The 15,297-nt window shown below is 68.1% G+C and carries 10 protein-coding genes and 1 tRNA gene; 6 read left to right on the forward strand and 5 right to left on the reverse strand.

The window, feature by feature from the left end; translation table 11 throughout:
- Positions 1-28: 28 nt before the first annotated feature.
- The 3 genes from A5732_RS19480 to mfd all read right to left on the reverse strand — a co-directional run bounded on the left by A5732_RS19480 (position 29) and on the right by mfd (position 5,856).
- A complete protein-coding gene (locus tag A5732_RS19480) occupies positions 29-757 on the reverse strand; it encodes a lytic transglycosylase domain-containing protein (protein ID WP_142256642.1) in 729 nt (242 codons plus the stop codon).
- 319 nt (positions 758-1,076) lie between these two features.
- Positions 1,077-2,126: a nucleoside triphosphate pyrophosphohydrolase gene (locus tag A5732_RS19485; RefSeq protein WP_076051183.1), complete on the reverse strand. Its 1,050-nt coding sequence runs from the start codon at positions 2,124-2,126 to the stop codon at positions 1,077-1,079.
- A gap of 76 nt (positions 2,127-2,202) precedes the next feature.
- Positions 2,203-5,856 carry a transcription-repair coupling factor gene (gene mfd, locus A5732_RS19490; RefSeq protein WP_171975054.1) on the reverse strand — a complete coding sequence of 1,218 codons (3,654 nt, stop codon included), beginning with the start codon at positions 5,854-5,856 and terminating at the stop codon, positions 2,203-2,205.
- 130 nt (positions 5,857-5,986) lie between these two features.
- Here mfd and lysA point away from each other — a divergent pair, with 130 nt between their 5' ends.
- Entirely contained in the window at positions 5,987-7,327 is a 1,341-nt protein-coding gene (gene lysA / locus A5732_RS19495; RefSeq protein ID WP_076103065.1) for a diaminopimelate decarboxylase, read from the forward strand.
- Here the strand turns inward: lysA and A5732_RS19500 are convergent, their stop codons facing one another.
- Positions 7,328-7,921, reverse strand: a complete 594-nt coding sequence (locus tag A5732_RS19500) for a TetR/AcrR family transcriptional regulator (protein ID WP_007776775.1) — start codon at positions 7,919-7,921, stop codon at positions 7,328-7,330.
- 169 nt (positions 7,922-8,090) lie between these two features.
- Here A5732_RS19500 and A5732_RS19505 point away from each other — a divergent pair.
- From A5732_RS19505 to A5732_RS19525, 5 genes are all read left to right on the forward strand, one after another.
- Positions 8,091-8,162: transfer RNA gene (locus A5732_RS19505), tRNA-Gln, on the forward strand.
- Positions 8,163-8,285: 123 nt separating this feature from the next.
- A complete protein-coding gene (gene glmU, locus A5732_RS19510; protein ID WP_076103119.1) occupies positions 8,286-9,770 on the forward strand; it encodes a bifunctional UDP-N-acetylglucosamine diphosphorylase/glucosamine-1-phosphate N-acetyltransferase GlmU in 1,485 nt (494 codons plus the stop codon).
- A 103-nt stretch (positions 9,771-9,873) separates the two neighbouring features.
- Positions 9,874-10,854 (forward strand): ribose-phosphate diphosphokinase, encoded by a 981-nt coding sequence (locus A5732_RS19515; RefSeq protein WP_064953125.1) that lies wholly within the window; start codon positions 9,874-9,876, stop codon positions 10,852-10,854.
- Positions 10,855-11,211, forward strand: a complete 357-nt coding sequence (gene arsC / locus A5732_RS19520; protein ID WP_076051187.1) for an arsenate reductase (glutaredoxin) — start codon at positions 10,855-10,857, stop codon at positions 11,209-11,211. It begins immediately after the preceding gene.
- A 32-nt stretch (positions 11,212-11,243) separates the two neighbouring features.
- Entirely contained in the window at positions 11,244-11,867 is a 624-nt protein-coding gene (locus A5732_RS19525; RefSeq protein WP_196770823.1) for an LpqN/LpqT family lipoprotein, read from the forward strand.
- Between the two features lies 1 nt (position 11,868).
- Here A5732_RS19525 and A5732_RS19530 read toward each other — a convergent pair whose 3' ends face one another.
- A complete protein-coding gene (locus A5732_RS19530) occupies positions 11,869-15,177 on the reverse strand; it encodes a LuxR family transcriptional regulator (RefSeq protein ID WP_076051327.1) in 3,309 nt (1,102 codons plus the stop codon).
- Positions 15,178-15,297 lie beyond the last annotated feature (120 nt).

Genomic DNA, 15,297 nt, shown 5'->3' on the forward strand with positions numbered 1-15,297 from the left:
TGCATTTGCCGGTCAGCGATACATCCTGCTACAGCGGGTGGCCCTTCGCGTAAGCGGTCGCCCAATCGCGGACCGCCCGGGCGTAGACACCGGAGTTGTTGTAGGCGCGCAGCGCGGTAATCCAGCCGCGGGGCGTCGCGAGATCCTTTCCGCGCCAACACAGATACCCGGCCGCCGCGAGCGCGGCGTCGTCGATGTTGTCCGGGCTGACGCGGCCGTCGTTGTGAGCGTCGACACCATAGAGCCGCCACGTCTCCGGGATGAATTGCATGGGCCCCATGGCGCGCGTCACACCGTCTCCGTCGGTGACGTCTTCCTCCGTGTCCACAATGCGCAGCGTGCCGCCGCTGCCGTCGAGGCGGACGCCCCGAATCGGGGGGCTCACATCGCCGTTGGGGGCCAGCCGCGCGCCGCGGTAGGTGCCGTGGTGGCTCTCGACCTGGCCGATGCCGGCCAGCGTGGTCCACGCGATGTGACATTTCGGGTTCTCGACTTCGGCGACGCGGGCCGCGTAGGCGTAGGCCTCGAGCGCGATCACCGGGATCTCCAGTCCCGCCGACCGCTGCTGGGCCCAATCCCGCAACTGATCCGCGGGCCGGCCGCTGGCGTGGGTGTCCACCGCCGGCACCGGATCGCCGACCGGTGGCGGGACCCCGTCGGGGATGAACAGGCTGAGCTGCCAGGTGCAACTGGAGGCCAGCACGATCGCGGTTGCGCCGATCACGGCGGCCGCGCGCATCCAACGCCTCGGCGACACCATGCTTTTCTGAGCTCCCCTAAACTCGCCTGCACCAACTTCCGCCACACCATCGTCCCATGCGTTCGGCACCTGCCCGGTTGCCTCGGGCCTCGACGCACCGACCTCTCGCCGGTTTCAGCTAATGCCCGGTTAGCTGCTCGTCGTCTCGGCTAGCGCGGTCAGACCGACGTCGACCACGGGGATTCGCAACCTCATCCGTGATATTACCGAGCGGTCGACGACAATTGCGGCAAACATTCCGGTGATCGCTCCGACTCAATGGCCGAAAGTGCGAATTGGTACGCCGCGGCGCCGCGCTACGGGCCTTGCCGGCCCGTCAGGCGTCGTCGGCGGTTGCGTCGGCGGTGGTTTCTTCCTCGACCACATCGACGGACGCGTCGGCCTCGCTGTCGGTCTCGGGCGCCGGCTCCTGGAGCCGATCGTCGACCGCCGGTTCTTCGGTCGGCCAGTGCTCGCGCCACTCCTCCTCGGAGATCTCGCCGACCGGGGCGACGTCGAACTCCTCGGGAACACCGGTGCCGCGGCGCGCCGCCGCGATTGTCCGCTCGACTCCGCGGACCGTCTCCACGAATTCGAGAACGGCGCTGCGCAACGCACTTTCGGCATCGACGTCGGCCGACACCGAGATCGAGGTGACCGCCTCGGGGATCAGGTCCGCGGGCAGGCCCGCTTTGCCGGCACGCGCAATGACCTTCTGCGCCAACGCCAATGCGGGCTGTCCGGTGTGCACGTCGTCCATCACCGATTTGCGCGGCTTCTCGGCCGCCTTGCGCTCTTCCCACTGGGCCAGCTGCTCTTCGAGCGAAATCGATTGCCCGGCAAGCACTCCCGGAACACGGTTGCCCAGTTTGCGCATCAGGGTGGCGGCGACGTCGTCGATGGTGAAGGGGAACTGCGCGGCGTCCTCGGCGATGCGGGCGTGGAACAGCACCTGCAGCAGCACGTCGCCGAGCTCTTCACGCAACTGCTCGGCATTGCCCCTGCCGACCGCGTCCAGCAGCTCGTAGGTCTCCTCCAGCAGAAACCTGCGCAGCGAGTCATGGGTTTGCTCGCTCTCCCACGGCCCGGCGGTGCGCAGCTTGTCCATCATCGCCACGGCATCGACAAGCCGTTCACCGCGCGGCGTCTCGGGCGCCGAGATCAGCCGGGCCCCGGCCGCCAACCGCGCGACGACGGCGGGGTGGTCGGGGTCCGACGACAGCAGCACCGGGGCGTCTTCACCGGAGTGCACCGGGCGCGCCGCGCGCAGCGACCATGGCACCGCGACGGGCATCTCCTCGGTGTACTGGACCTCGCCGCCGAGGTGCTCGATGGCTTCGATGGGCACCAGCGAGGGACGGCGGGGGTCGAACAAGACGACGATCACGGGCGCCCCTCCTCTCCCCCGCACGCGGGAGGTACCCCCGCATCGCTTTCACGTTTTGCATCGTCGCGGGCGCGGATCACGCCTGTCGCTCCTCACTTGCCATCGATGCAGGTAGTTCACTCGTTATACCAATGTCTGTCTGCGGTTTGCCCTGCAGTGCCGTCACCAGGTTGGCGACCATCTGCACCAGCTCGACATCGCGCAGTCGCGGCGCGCCCACCCCGCCGGCCCGCGGGATGGGAACCTGCACGGTGGACGTCGTGGCGCGATAGCTCGCGGCCGGATACATCCGCTTGAGCCGCACCTGAGCCGAATCCGGCAGCGTCATCGGCGAGAGCCGCACGGTCGACGCCGACGCCGCCGATACCTCTGTGATGCCGGCAGCGCGGCACAGCAGCCGCAGCCGCGCCACCGCCACCAGCCGCAGGGCCGGTTCGGGCAGCGCCCCGTACCGGTCGACGAGTTCCTCCACCACAGCGTCGATCTCAGCGTCGGAGGCCGCCGCCGCCAGCCGCCGGTACCCCTCCAGACGCAGCCGGTCGCTGGCGATGTAGTCCGGCGGCAGGTGCGCGTCGACCGGCAGGTCGATCCGCACGTCCTTGGGCTCCTCGGCCGTCGTCACGGTCTGGCCGTCGGCGGCCGCCCGGTAGGCCTCCACCGCCTCGCCCACCAACCGGACATAGAGGTCGAAGCCGACCCCCGCGACGTGCCCGGACTGCTCGACGCCCAACACGTTGCCGGCGCCGCGGATTTCGAGGTCCTTCATCGCGACCGCCATGCCCGCGCCCAACTCGTTGTTCTGCGCGATGGTGGCCAGCCGGTCGTAGGCCGTCTCGGTCAGCGGCGAGTGCGGCGGATACAGGAAGTAGGCGTAGCCGCGCTCCCGGCTGCGCCCGACCCGGCCGCGCAGCTGGTGCAGCTGCGACAGGCCGAAGGTGTCGGCGCGCTCGACGATCAGCGTGTTGGCGTTGGAGATGTCCAGCCCGGTCTCCACGATCGTGGTGCACACCAGGATGTCGTATTCGCGGTTCCAGAATCCCTGGACGGTGCGTTCCAGCCGTTCCTCGGGCATCTGCCCGTGCGCGACGACCACCCGCGCCTCGGGCACCAGTTCCCGGATCCTTGCCGCCGTCCGGTCGATCGAGCTGACCCGGTTGTGCACGTAGAAGACCTGCCCGTCGCGCAGCAGCTCGCGGCGCAGGGCGGCCGCGACCTGCTTGTCGTCGTGCGGGCCGACGTAGGTCAGGACCGGATAGCGCTCCTCGGGCGGCGTCAGGATCGTCGACATCTCCCGGATGCCGGCCAGGCTCATCTCCAGCGTCCGCGGGATGGGGGTGGCGCTCATGGTCAGCACGTCGACGTGGGTGCGCAGCGACTTGATGTGCTCCTTGTGCTCGACGCCGAACCGCTGCTCCTCGTCGACCACCACCAGGCCGAGGTCCTTCCAGCGCACCCCCGTCTGCAGCAGCCGGTGCGTGCCGATCACCACGTCCACCGATCCGTCGGCCAGGCCCTCGATCACGGCCTTGGACTCCGCGCCGTCGGTGAACCGGGACAGGCCCTTGACGGTCACCGGGAACCCGGTCATCCGGTCGGTGAAGGTCTGCAGATGCTGGTCGGCTAGCAGCGTGGTGGGCACCAGCACGGCGACCTGCTTGCCGTCCTGGACCGCCTTGAACGCCGCCCGCACCGCGATCTCGGTCTTGCCGTAGCCGACGTCGCCGCAGATCACCCGGTCCATCGGGATCGGCTTTTCCATATCGCCCTTGACTTCGGTGATCGCGGTGAGCTGGTCGACCGTCTCGGTGTAGCCGAACGCGTCTTCCATCTCGGCCTGCCAGGGCGTGTCCGGACCGAACGCGTGGCCCGGGCTGGCCTGCCGCTTGGCGTACAGCGACACCAGCTCGCCGGCGATCTCGCGCACCGCGCGGCGGGCCTTGGTCTTGGTATTGGTCCAGTCGCTGCCGCCCAGCTTGCTCAGCGCGGGCGCCTGCCCGCCGACGTACCGCGACAGCTGGTCCAGCGAATCCATCGGCACATACAGCTTGTCGGACCCGCCGCCGCGCTTGCTCGACGCGTATTCGAGCACCAGGTACTCGCGGCGGGCGCCGCCGACGGTGCGCTCGACCATCTCGACGAACCGGCCGATGCCGTGCTGATCGTGCACCACCAGATCACCGGCGGTGAGCGCCAACGGGTCAACGGTGTTGCGCCGCTTGGCCGCCAGGCGCTTGCCCTCGACGGCCGCCACCCGGCTGCCGGTCAGGTCGGTCTCGGTGATCACCACCAACGTGGCGCCGGGAATGATGACGCCGTCGTGCAGCGGCCCCTTGAGCACACCGACCACGCCGGCCTTGGGTGCGGCACCGGATTCGAGCATGGCGGCGGGGGTGTCGCATTCGGCCAGCCGCTCCACCACGCGATGCGCGGTTCCGGTGCCTGGTGCGACGACGACGGCGTAGCCGCCGGTGCTGACGTGCGCGCGCAGCATCGCAAAGATGCCGTCGATGTCGTGCTGGTGTCCCCGAGCCGACGGCGCCGAGCGGATATCGAGTTCCACGGCCGACTCGTCGGACAGCTGGCTCAACGTCCACCACGGATGCCCGGCACGGGCCGCCGCGGCCCGCACCTCGTCGAGTTCGGCGAATCCCGACCCACCGAACTGCGCCACGTCGACCGGGGCGTCAGTACCCAACGCGGCGACCGACCACGACGCTTCGAGGAATTCGCTGCCGGTCTTGATCAGGTCGGCGGCCCGGGTGCGGACCTTCTCCGGATCGCAGAGCAACACCGGTGTGCGCTCGGCCAATTGGTCGGTCAGCAGCACGTGCTCGCCGGGCCGAAGCACCGGCAGCAGGGCCTCCATGCCGTCGACCGCGATGCCCTCGCCGATCTTGGCCAGCATGTCGGTGACGCTGCCGGTGATGGCGGGTTCGGTGGTGCGGTGCCGGGCGGCCAGCTCGGCGGCGCGCTTCCGCACCTCATCGGTCAGCAGCAGTTCGCGGCAGGCCACCGCGATCAGGGTGTCGACCTCGATCTCCGGGATGGAGCGCTGATCGGCGACCGAGAACATCCGCATCTCGCTGACCTCGTCGCCCCAGAACTCGATGCGCACCGGGTGCTCGGCGGTTGGCGGGAAGACGTCGAGAATGCCTCCGCGCACGGCGAATTCGCCGCGCCTGCCGACCATGTCGACCCGGGTGTAGGCCAGCTCGGCGAGCCGGGTGATCACGCCCTCGAATTCGATCTCCGTGCCGACCTTCAGCGTGACCGGTTCCACAAGGCCCAACTGCGGCGTCATCGGCTGCAGCAGCGAGCGCACCGCGGTCACCACCACCTGCAGGGGCGGACCCAGCCGGGCATCGTCGGGATGGGCCAGCCGGCGCAGCACCGTCAACCGGGCGCCGACGGTGTCGACGCCGGGCGAAAGTCGCTCGTGCGGCAGCGTTTCCCACGACGGAAAGACCGCGACGGAATCGCCGAAGACCCCGCGCAGTTCAGCGGTCAGGTCGTCGGCTTCGCGCCCGGTCGCGGTGACTACCAGCAGAGGTCCCAACCGCGCCAGCGCACTGGCGACGAATAGCCGTGCGCTGGCTGGACCCACCAGGCTCAATTCGGCAGGCGAAGCGGACGCGCTGTCGATCAACTGCTGGAAGGTCGGCGCGGTGAGCGCCAATTCAACGAGCCCCGCGATCGGGGTTTCTGGGCGAGCAGCCCCCGGTGCGGTCATGATGAATTCCATTCTAGGGGCCCTCAACGACAGGGCCGGACACACCGAACCACGTCAATATTGAGGTCGCCGCCGTCAAGGGATCGTAAGAAAGGCACCACCCGAATACCCGCGCGCGCAGGTTGGATTCATGACATTGCTGGACATCCTGCCGTCGCTCGGTCAGGCGGCTTCCCCGCGTTTCGACCCCGCCATCTGGCCGATCACCGCCCACCCCGACGAGGAGGGCAGGCTGTGCGTCGGCGGTGTACCACTGGCCGATATCGCCGACGAGTTTCACACCCCGGCCTACGTCATCGACGAAACGGACTTCCGGCAGCGCGCCCGCCGCTACCGCAAGACGCTGCGCGGCGTCGAGGTGGTCTACGCGGGAAAGTCGCTGTTGAGCACCGCGGTGGCCCGCTGGGCCCGCGAAGAGGGCCTCGGACTCGACGTCTGCTCCGGCGGCGAGCTGGCCGTCGCCCTTGCCGGGGGAGTCGACCCGGCGCGCATCGTCATGCACGGCAACGCGAAATCGCCCGAGGAGCTGCGCGAAGCGGTGCGCGTCGGCGTGGGGCGCATCGTGCTGGACTCCGGCATGGAGATCGCCTACCTGGCCGGCCTGGCGCAACGGCGCCAACGTGTGCTCATCCGGGTGACTCCCGACATCGACATCCACGGTCACCGCGCCGTCACCACCGGGGTCAGCGACCAGAAGTTCGGGTTCACGCTCCACGGCGACCGCGCCGACGTCGCGGCCCAGCGGGTGCTGTCGCACCCCATCCTCGACCTCGTCGGCCTGCACTGCCACATCGGCTCGCAGGTCGCCAACCCGGCCCTGTACGGCGAGGCGATCCGCCGGATGATCGCCGCGATGGCCGATATCCGCGCCCGGCACGGCGTCATACTCACCGAGCTGAACATCGGCGGCGGGCATGCCATCCCCTACGTCCCCGGCGATCGCGAGCTGAATCTCGAGCAGCTGGCCGACGTCATCGAGAACGCCCTCGACGAGGCCTGCGCCGCCGAGCATTTCCCGCGGCCGCAGCTCGTGGTGGAACCGGGTCGGGCCATCTGCGGCCGGGCCGGGGTGACGCTGTATCGGGTGTGCTCGATCAAGACCCACCCGGGCGGACGCACCTTCGTCGCGGTCGACGGCGGCATGAGCGACAACCCGCGGGTGTCGCTGTACGGCGCGCAATACACGGCCGTGCTGGCCAACCGGCATTCGCTGGGACTCAAGCACAAGGTCACCGTCGTGGGCCGGCATTGCGAGGCTGGCGACGAGATCGCCCGCGACATCGAGCTTCCGGCGGACCTGCACCCCGGCGACCTGCTGGCGGTGGCCTGCACGGGCGCCTACCACCACAGCATGGCGTCGAACTACAACATGGTCGGGCGCCCCGCGCTGGTCGCCGTCAAGGACGGGCGGGCCCGCGAACTGGTTCGCCGGGAGACCGTCACCGACCTGCTGGCCCGCGACTGCGGCTAGCTACTCGTCCTGCAGCCGGGGGTCGGCCTCGAGGTGGGTCAGCCCGTTCCACATCAGGTTGACCAGGTGCGCGGCCACCACTTCCTTCTTGGGCTCGCGGGTGTCGAGCCACCACTGCGCCGTCATCGACACCGAGCCGACGAGCGCCTGCGCGTACAGCGGCGCCAGCCCCGGATCCAGCCCGCGACGGGAGAAGTCGCCGGCCAGGATGGAGCTGACCTGGTTGACGGCGTCGTTGAGCAGGCTGGAGTAGGTGCCCGAGCTGATCGCGGCCGGCGAGTCGCGGATCATGATCCGGAAGCCGTCGGTGCGCTCTTCGACGTAGGTGAGCAGCGCCAGGGCGACCCGTTCGACGCGCACCCGGGACCGGTTGTTGGTCAGCGACGAGGTGATGCCGTCCAGCAGCGCCGACATCTCGCGGTCGACGACGACCGCATACAGGCCTTCCTTGCCGCCGAAATGCTCGTAGACGACCGGTTTGGACACGTTGGCGCGCAGCGCGATCTCCTCGATCGAGGTGCCTTCGTATCCGCGTTCGGCGAACAGCGTGCGCGCGATGCCGACCAGCTGTTGGCGGCGCTCGGTGCCGGTCATCCGCGCGCGCGGCGCCCGCACCTCTTTTTCCACCTTGTCCGGGTCACGATCCAGCACGGCCACGATGTTCAGCGTATCGGTCAACCGCCGACAAGCGGCCCGCATCGTCGTCAGACTAGAGTCTTGGTGGCGCGGTCGGTCTCAACCGCCGCTCGCCGTGGGTTAGCGATCCGTCGTGGTGTAATCGGCAGCACCTCTGATTTTGGTTCAGATAGTTCAGGTTCGAGTCCTGGCGACGGAGCTTCGATTGCATGTTGCGATATCCCATCGTTTTTTGCCTTCACCGCAGCTGAAGTGACACGCTTGACGGCGTGTCGGCGCTTCCGCGCGCAGCCCGCGCGGGACAAACCCAAAAGGAGGGTTGATGTCGTCTCCTGGTGACACGGCGGTCCTGGTGCTAGCGGCCGGGCCCGGCACCCGGATGCGGTCGGACACCCCGAAAGTCCTGCACACCATCGCTGGGCGCAGCATGCTGTCCCACCTCCTGCACGCGATCACCAAGGTGGCTCCCCAGCACCTGGCCGTCGTTCTCGGCCACGACCACGAGCGGATCGCACCGCTGGTGGCCGACTGGGCCGACGCGCTGGGCCGTCCCATCGACGTCGCGCTGCAGGACCGGCCCCGCGGCACCGGCGACGCCGTGCTGTGTGGCCTGTCCGCGCTGCCCGCCGACTACGCCGGGGTCGTCGTCGTGACGTCGGGCGACACCCCGCTGCTGGACGCCGACACCCTGGCCGACCTGATCGCCTCCCATAGCGCGGCGCCGGCCGCGGTCACGGTGCTGACCACGACCCTGAGCGACCCCAGCGGCTACGGCCGCATCCTGCGCACCCAGGACAACGAGGTCATGGCGATCGTGGAACACGCCGACGCCACGCCCTCGCAGCGCGAGATCCGTGAGGTCAACGCCGGCGTCTACGCCTTCGACACCGCGGCGCTGCGCTCGGCGCTGAACCGGTTGAGCTCCAACAACGCCCAGCAGGAGCTCTACCTGACCGACGTCATCGCCATCCTGCGCGGTGACGGCCTGGCCATCCACGCCCGCCACGTCGACGACAGCGCGCTGGTCGCCGGAGTCAACAACCGCGTCCAACTCGCTCAGCTGGGCGCCGAACTCAACCGCCGCATCATCGCCGCCCACCAGATGGCCGGCGTCACCATCGTCGACCCCGCCACCACCTGGATCGACGTCGACGTCAGCATCGGTCGCGACACCGTCATCCAGCCGGGGACGCAGTTGCTGGGCCGCACCCAGGTCGGTGGCCATTGCGTCGTCGGACCGGACACCACCCTGACCGATGTCAGCGTCGGCGACGGCGCCTCGGTGGTCCGCACCCACGGGACCGCGTCGTCGATCGGTGCCGGTACGACCGTCGGGCCGTTCACCTACCTGCGGCCCGGCACCGTGCTGGGCGACGACGGCAAGCTCGGCGCGTTCGTCGAGACCAAGAACGCCACCATCGGCACCGGCTCCAAGGTGCCGCACTTGACCTACGTCGGGGACGCCGACATCGGCGAACACAGCAACATCGGCGCGTCCAGCGTGTTCGTCAACTACGACGGCGAAACCAAACGGCGGACCACCATCGGCTCGCACGTGCGCACCGGCTCGGACACCATGTTCGTGGCGCCGGTGACCGTCGGTGACGGCGCCTACACCGGCGCGGGCACGGTGGTGCGCAACGACGTCCCGCCCGGGACGCTGGCGGTATCCGCGGGTCCACAGCGCAACATCGAAGGCTGGGTGCACCGCAAGCGCCCGGGCAGCGCGGCCGCGCAAGCGGCCGAGGCCGCCGAGAAAGCCGCTGGTCAGGGCCCCGCGGAGGGCTCCGCACCAAAAGCCGAATAGACACCGTGAATTTGCTACCTGGCAACCCGGCCACATTTCCGTACGATTCGCTTCGTACGATGGGGCCTTCCATCCCCCACCCCGATTTGGCGAGGGCAGTGCGTTGAGCCACGACTGGACCGATAACCGCAAAAATTTGATGCTCTTCTCCGGCCGTGCGCATCCGGAGCTGGCCGAGCAGGTGGCCAAGGAGCTCGACGTCCATGTCACGGCGCAGACCGCGCGGGAGTTTGCCAACGGCGAGATCTTCGTGCGGTTCCACGAATCGGTGCGCGGATGCGACGCCTTCGTCCTGCAGTCGGCCCCGGACCCGGTGAACAACTGGCTGATGGAACAGCTGATCATGATCGACGCCCTCAAGCGGGGCAGCGCCAAGCGGATCACCGCGGTCATGCCGTTCTACCCGTACGCCCGGCAGGACAAGAAGCACCGCGGCCGCGAGCCGATCTCGGCTCGGCTCGTCGCCGACCTGCTCAAGACCGCTGGCGCCGACCGGATCGTCACCGTCGACCTGCACACCGACCAGATCCAGGGCTTCTTCGACGGTCCGGTCGACCACATGCGCGGGCAGAACCTGCTGACCGGCTACATCCGCGACAACTACCCCGACGGCAACATGGTGGTCGTCTCGCCCGACTCCGGCCGGGTGCGCATCGCCGAGAAGTGGGCCGATTCGCTGGGCGGCGTCCCGCTGGCCTTCATCCACAAGACCCGTGACCCGCGGGTGCCCAACCAGGTGGTGTCCAACCGCGTCGTCGGCGAGGTGGCCGGACGCACCTGCGTGCTGATCGACGACATGATCGACACCGGTGGCACCATCGCCGGCGCGGTGAAGCTGCTGCGCGACGAGGGCGCCGGTGACGTGATCATCGCGGCCACCCACGGGGTGCTCTCCGATCCGGCCGCCGAGCGGCTGGCGGCCTGCGGCGCCCGGGAAGTGATCGTGACGAACACCCTCCCGATCGGCGAGGAGAAGCGTTTCCCGCAGCTGACGGTCCTGTCCATCGCGCCGCTGCTGGCCAGCACCATCCGTGCCGTCTTCGAAAACGGTTCGGTCACCGGGCTTTTCGACGGGGACGCCTAGATGGCTGGCAAGCCAGACGACGCCGTTATCTTCCACAACCCACGCTGCAGCACCTCTCGCAAGACGCTGGACCTGTTGCGCGACAACGGCTTTGAACCCACGGTGGTCGAGTACCTGAAGGCCCCGCCGACCCGCGCCGAGCTGGTGAAGATGATCCGCGATGCGGGCATCGACGTGCGCACCGCGACCCGCAAGCGCGAGTCGTTGTACGAGGAGCTCAATCTCGCGGACGCGACCGATGACCAGTTGCTCGACGCCATGGTCGAACACCCCATCCTCATCGAACGACCCTTCGTCGTCACGCCGAAGGGCACTCGCCTGGCCCGCCCGATCGACGCGGTCCGCGAGATTCTGTGAGCCGGCTCGGCCGCCGCGTGGCCGCTGCCGCGATGGTTGCGGCGGCCTTCTCCGCGAGCGGCTGCGCACCGAAACCGCCTGACTACCAATCGATCCTGTCGAAGACCCCGACGACCACGACCACCAAGCCGGCGGAGAAGCCGGTCCCCCTGTCGCAGTATCTGCAAAGCATCGGCGTGACCGGCGAGCCGGTGGCACCGGGATCGGTGCCCGACCTGACGGTGTCGATCCCGACTCCCCCGGGCTGGTCGCCGTTCACCAGCCCGAACATCAGCCCGCAGACACTGATCATCTCCCAAGGCGGCAAGTTTCCGACGGCACGGCTGGTGGTGTTCAAGCTGAACGGTAACTTCGACCCGGCCCAGGTGATCAAGCACGGCAACGACGATGCGCAACTGTTCCAGAACTTCAAGCAGCTGGACGCCTCGGGCGCGCCCTACAACGGCTTCCCCTCGTCGATGATCCAGGGCAGCTACGACCTCGACGGTGGCATGCGGCTGCACAGCTGGAACCGCATCGTCATCGCGACCGGATCACCGCCGGCACACCAGCGTTATCTGGTGCAGCTGACCATCACCGGCTTCGCCAATCAGGCGGCCGCGCAGTCGAGCGACATCGACGCGATCATTCACGGATTCGTCGTCGCGGCGAAGTGATTCAGGCGTGCCGACCGGCCTCTTGGACGAGCTGAACGCGCGACGTCAGGCCGAGCTTCGCGTAAACGTGGGTCAAATGCGTCTGCACCGTCCGGGGTGAGATGAACAGCCGCGCGCCGATCTCCTTGTTGCCCAGTCCTTCTACGACCAGGCGCACCACATCATGCTCCATGGGCGTCAGCGATTCCCAACCGCTGGCTGGGCGTTTGCGTTCGCCGCGACCACGTTGCGCGTACGCGATGGCTTCCTCGGTGGACAGCGCCGCGCCCTCGGTCCATGCGGCATCGAAGTCGTTCGGGCCCAGCGCTTCCCGCACCCCAATCACCGCCGCGTCGTAGTCGGGTTGGTACATCGGGAAGCGGAAATGCCCCATCGTGTCTCGGATGGCGGCCCCGGCGCCCAGCAGGCGCGCCGCGTGCGGATGATTGCCATTGTCGGCGGCCAGGCGGGCGAGACATTCCAGGGCGTCGTCGACGTGTAGATATCCCCGAGTGCGGGACGCGACCGTGAGGGCCTCGTGCGCGTCCCGCTCCGCGGTTCCAGCATCGGCTTCAGTCATCGCGATATAAGCACGCGCGATCAGCGCCGGTATTCGTTGCCAACCCGGGACGATTGTGACGTTTTCGTCGGCCCAGCGGCGCGCGGCCGCCATATCACCGCTTGCGTGGGCCGCCTGGGCGATGGGGTTGGTGGACCGGGTGAAGACCTCACGCAGTGAATTCGTGTGCTTCCAAGCGGTCTCGCTGAACTGAATGGCCGCAGCACCGTCGCCGGAAGCCAAAGCGGCATCAGCAAGGACCGCGTACACCGTGTCTTCCGCAACTCCACCCAGCGACTCCGCCGCCGCCCGTGCCGACAGGGCCGCTGCGCGCGCGGCCGGGCCATGCCCTTGACGGGCCAATACCACCCCGTGCACCAGGAGTCCGTACGCCTCCATCACCGCATCCCCGGCTTCTGCGGCCTCCGCGGCCAATGACCGTGCTATTGCAGCCGCGTCGGCAAGATGCCCCTGCTGCATGAGGGCGACGACGAGCCAAGTCCGGCAGTTTCGTGAGTAGAACCGATCGCCGAGCACGTCGGCGAGCTCGCGCCCCTCTTCGGCGGCGGCACGCGTCGGCGTCGGCTCACCCCCCATAGCGCCCGCCGTCGCCTGGTGGCTCAAGATTTTGCACAGGGCCCACCGGTCACCGGCCGCGCGGACGAGTTCGCCGGCTTGGGCGAAGTAGGGCTGAACCACCTCCGCGTGGTAGACGGCGCTCATTCCGCAAGCGATCAGGCCACGGACGATGAGCGCCGGATCATCGAGTTGGCGAGCCACATCCAGCGCTTCCGTCGCCGTACTCAATTCCGTTGGAAGGCCCAACCAGGCGGCGAGGAACTGGCGCTCGATCACCGCCGCCACCCGCACCGCGGGCGCGATCGACGAGTACCCCTCATCCTTCAAGATGGCGTCCAAACCCGCCAACGCCTCACCGATGCGCCCGCCCCGCAACCACAATGGCTGCAGCGACAGGACGAGCCGCGTCGCCGTTTCGAGGTCTGAGTTCTCCCGGCTCCAACCAAAGGCGGTGCGCAAATTCTCGATTTCGCTTCGCGCCCAACGCAATAGCGGATCAACACCAGCAAGCCCCTGCGATTCAAACGCGACAGCCCTGGTGTTGTAGTAGTCGCGGTGGCGAGTTCGCACCCGATCGGCCTCACCGGATTCACCGAGTTTTTCTTGCGCATACTGGCGAACCGTTTCCAAAAGCCGGTACCGCATACCGTCGCAGGTGTCATCGGTGACTACGAGAGATTTGTCCACCAACAAGCTCAATTGGTCCAGCAACTGGTACGTTTCGGCATCGCTATCGGCGCCGACCGCCTGGGCGGCATCCAGATCGAAGCCGCCGGCGAAAGCCGCGAGCCGTCGAAACAAAACCTGTTCCGGTTCGGTGAGGAGCGCGTGCGACCAATCCACCGAAGCACGTAGCGTCTGCTGGCGGCGTACCGCGGTTCGCGCGCCTCCGGTCAAGAGGCGGAAGCGATCATGCAAGCTCCCCACGATCTGGCCCAGCGACAATGCCCGAACTCGCGCCGCGGCAAGCTCGATGGCCAGCGGCATGCCGTCGAGGCGGGCGCAGATCTGCTGCACAATCGCTTGGTTTTCCTCTCCCACCGAGAATTCGGGGCGCGCACGCCGGGCGCGATCGGTGAACAAATCGATGGCCTCGTCTTCAAGAGACAGCGACGGCACCCGCCAGCTCAGCTCGCCGGGTACCCCGAGCGGCTCACGACTGGTGGTCAGGATCGTCAATTGTGAACACGCCGCCAGTAATTCGATGGTCATGGTCCCGCACGCATCGAGCAGATGCTCACAGTTGTCGAGTAGCAGTAGGGCTTTCTTCTCGCTGAAGAAACGTACGAGCAGTTCCATGGTCGAACGGCCGGGTTGATCGGGCAGGCCCAGCGTGCGGGCCACGGTCACCGGCGCCACGGCCGAGATGGCGATCGGCGCCAGGTCGACGTACCACAGCCCATCGCAGAACTCACCGGTCAGGCGGGAGGCGATCTCGACTGCAAGCCGGGTCTTTCCGGCACCGCCGGCCCCGGTCAGCGTCACCAGCCGGTTGCCGACGACCAGTTGCCACAGCTCCTCCATTTGCGCCTGCCGTCCGACAAAGCTCGTCAGCTGAGCCGGAAGGTTATGGGACACAACAACCGTACGCACCCGAAGTGGCGGGAACTCGTTGCGCAGATCCGGGTGGCACAGCTGCACAACACGTTCCGGGCGCGGAAGATCCCGCAGTGGATGGCTACCCAGATCGGCGAGCCACACGTCGTCTGGCAACCGGTCCACCACCAACGACTCGGTCACGCCGGACAACACCGTTTGCCCACCGTGCGCCAGATCCCGAAGCCGCGCGGTCCGGTTGATCGTCGGACCGGCGTAATTCGCGTCGTCGCGCAGCTGGATCTCGCCGGTGTGTATCCCGATGCGCACCTGAATCGGTGCCAACGGGGCGCGCTGCAGCTCCAGCGCACAGGCCACCGCGTCGGACGCCCGCGCGAACGCGGCCACAAAACTGTCGCCCTCACCCTGTTCGAGCGGACGCACCCCGTCGTGGGAGGCAACCGACTCGTTCACGGCCTTGTTCAGCCGGGCCAGCGCGTCGGTCATCTGCGCGGGTTGGGTCTCCCACAACCGCGTCGAGCCCTCGACGTCGGCCAGCAGCAATGTCACCGTTCCAGTCGGCAGCAAATCGCTCACGCCCAAATCGCTCCAGGTTAGCGCCGGATTCTCCGCATGTTGGCTCATGTTAGCCAGCATCGTGTCCTCGACGGGGCAAAACATCGGCCAGAACGCGCAGATCCACCCTCGCCGACCGCGCGGATCTACGACCCCCTGCGCGCACATATGCGCGTAGCGGCGGATGGTCTTGCCCGCTCG

This window comes from Mycobacterium colombiense, assembly GCF_001953985.1.
Taxonomy (GTDB): Bacteria; Actinomycetota; Actinomycetes; order Mycobacteriales; family Mycobacteriaceae; genus Mycobacterium; species Mycobacterium colombiense_B.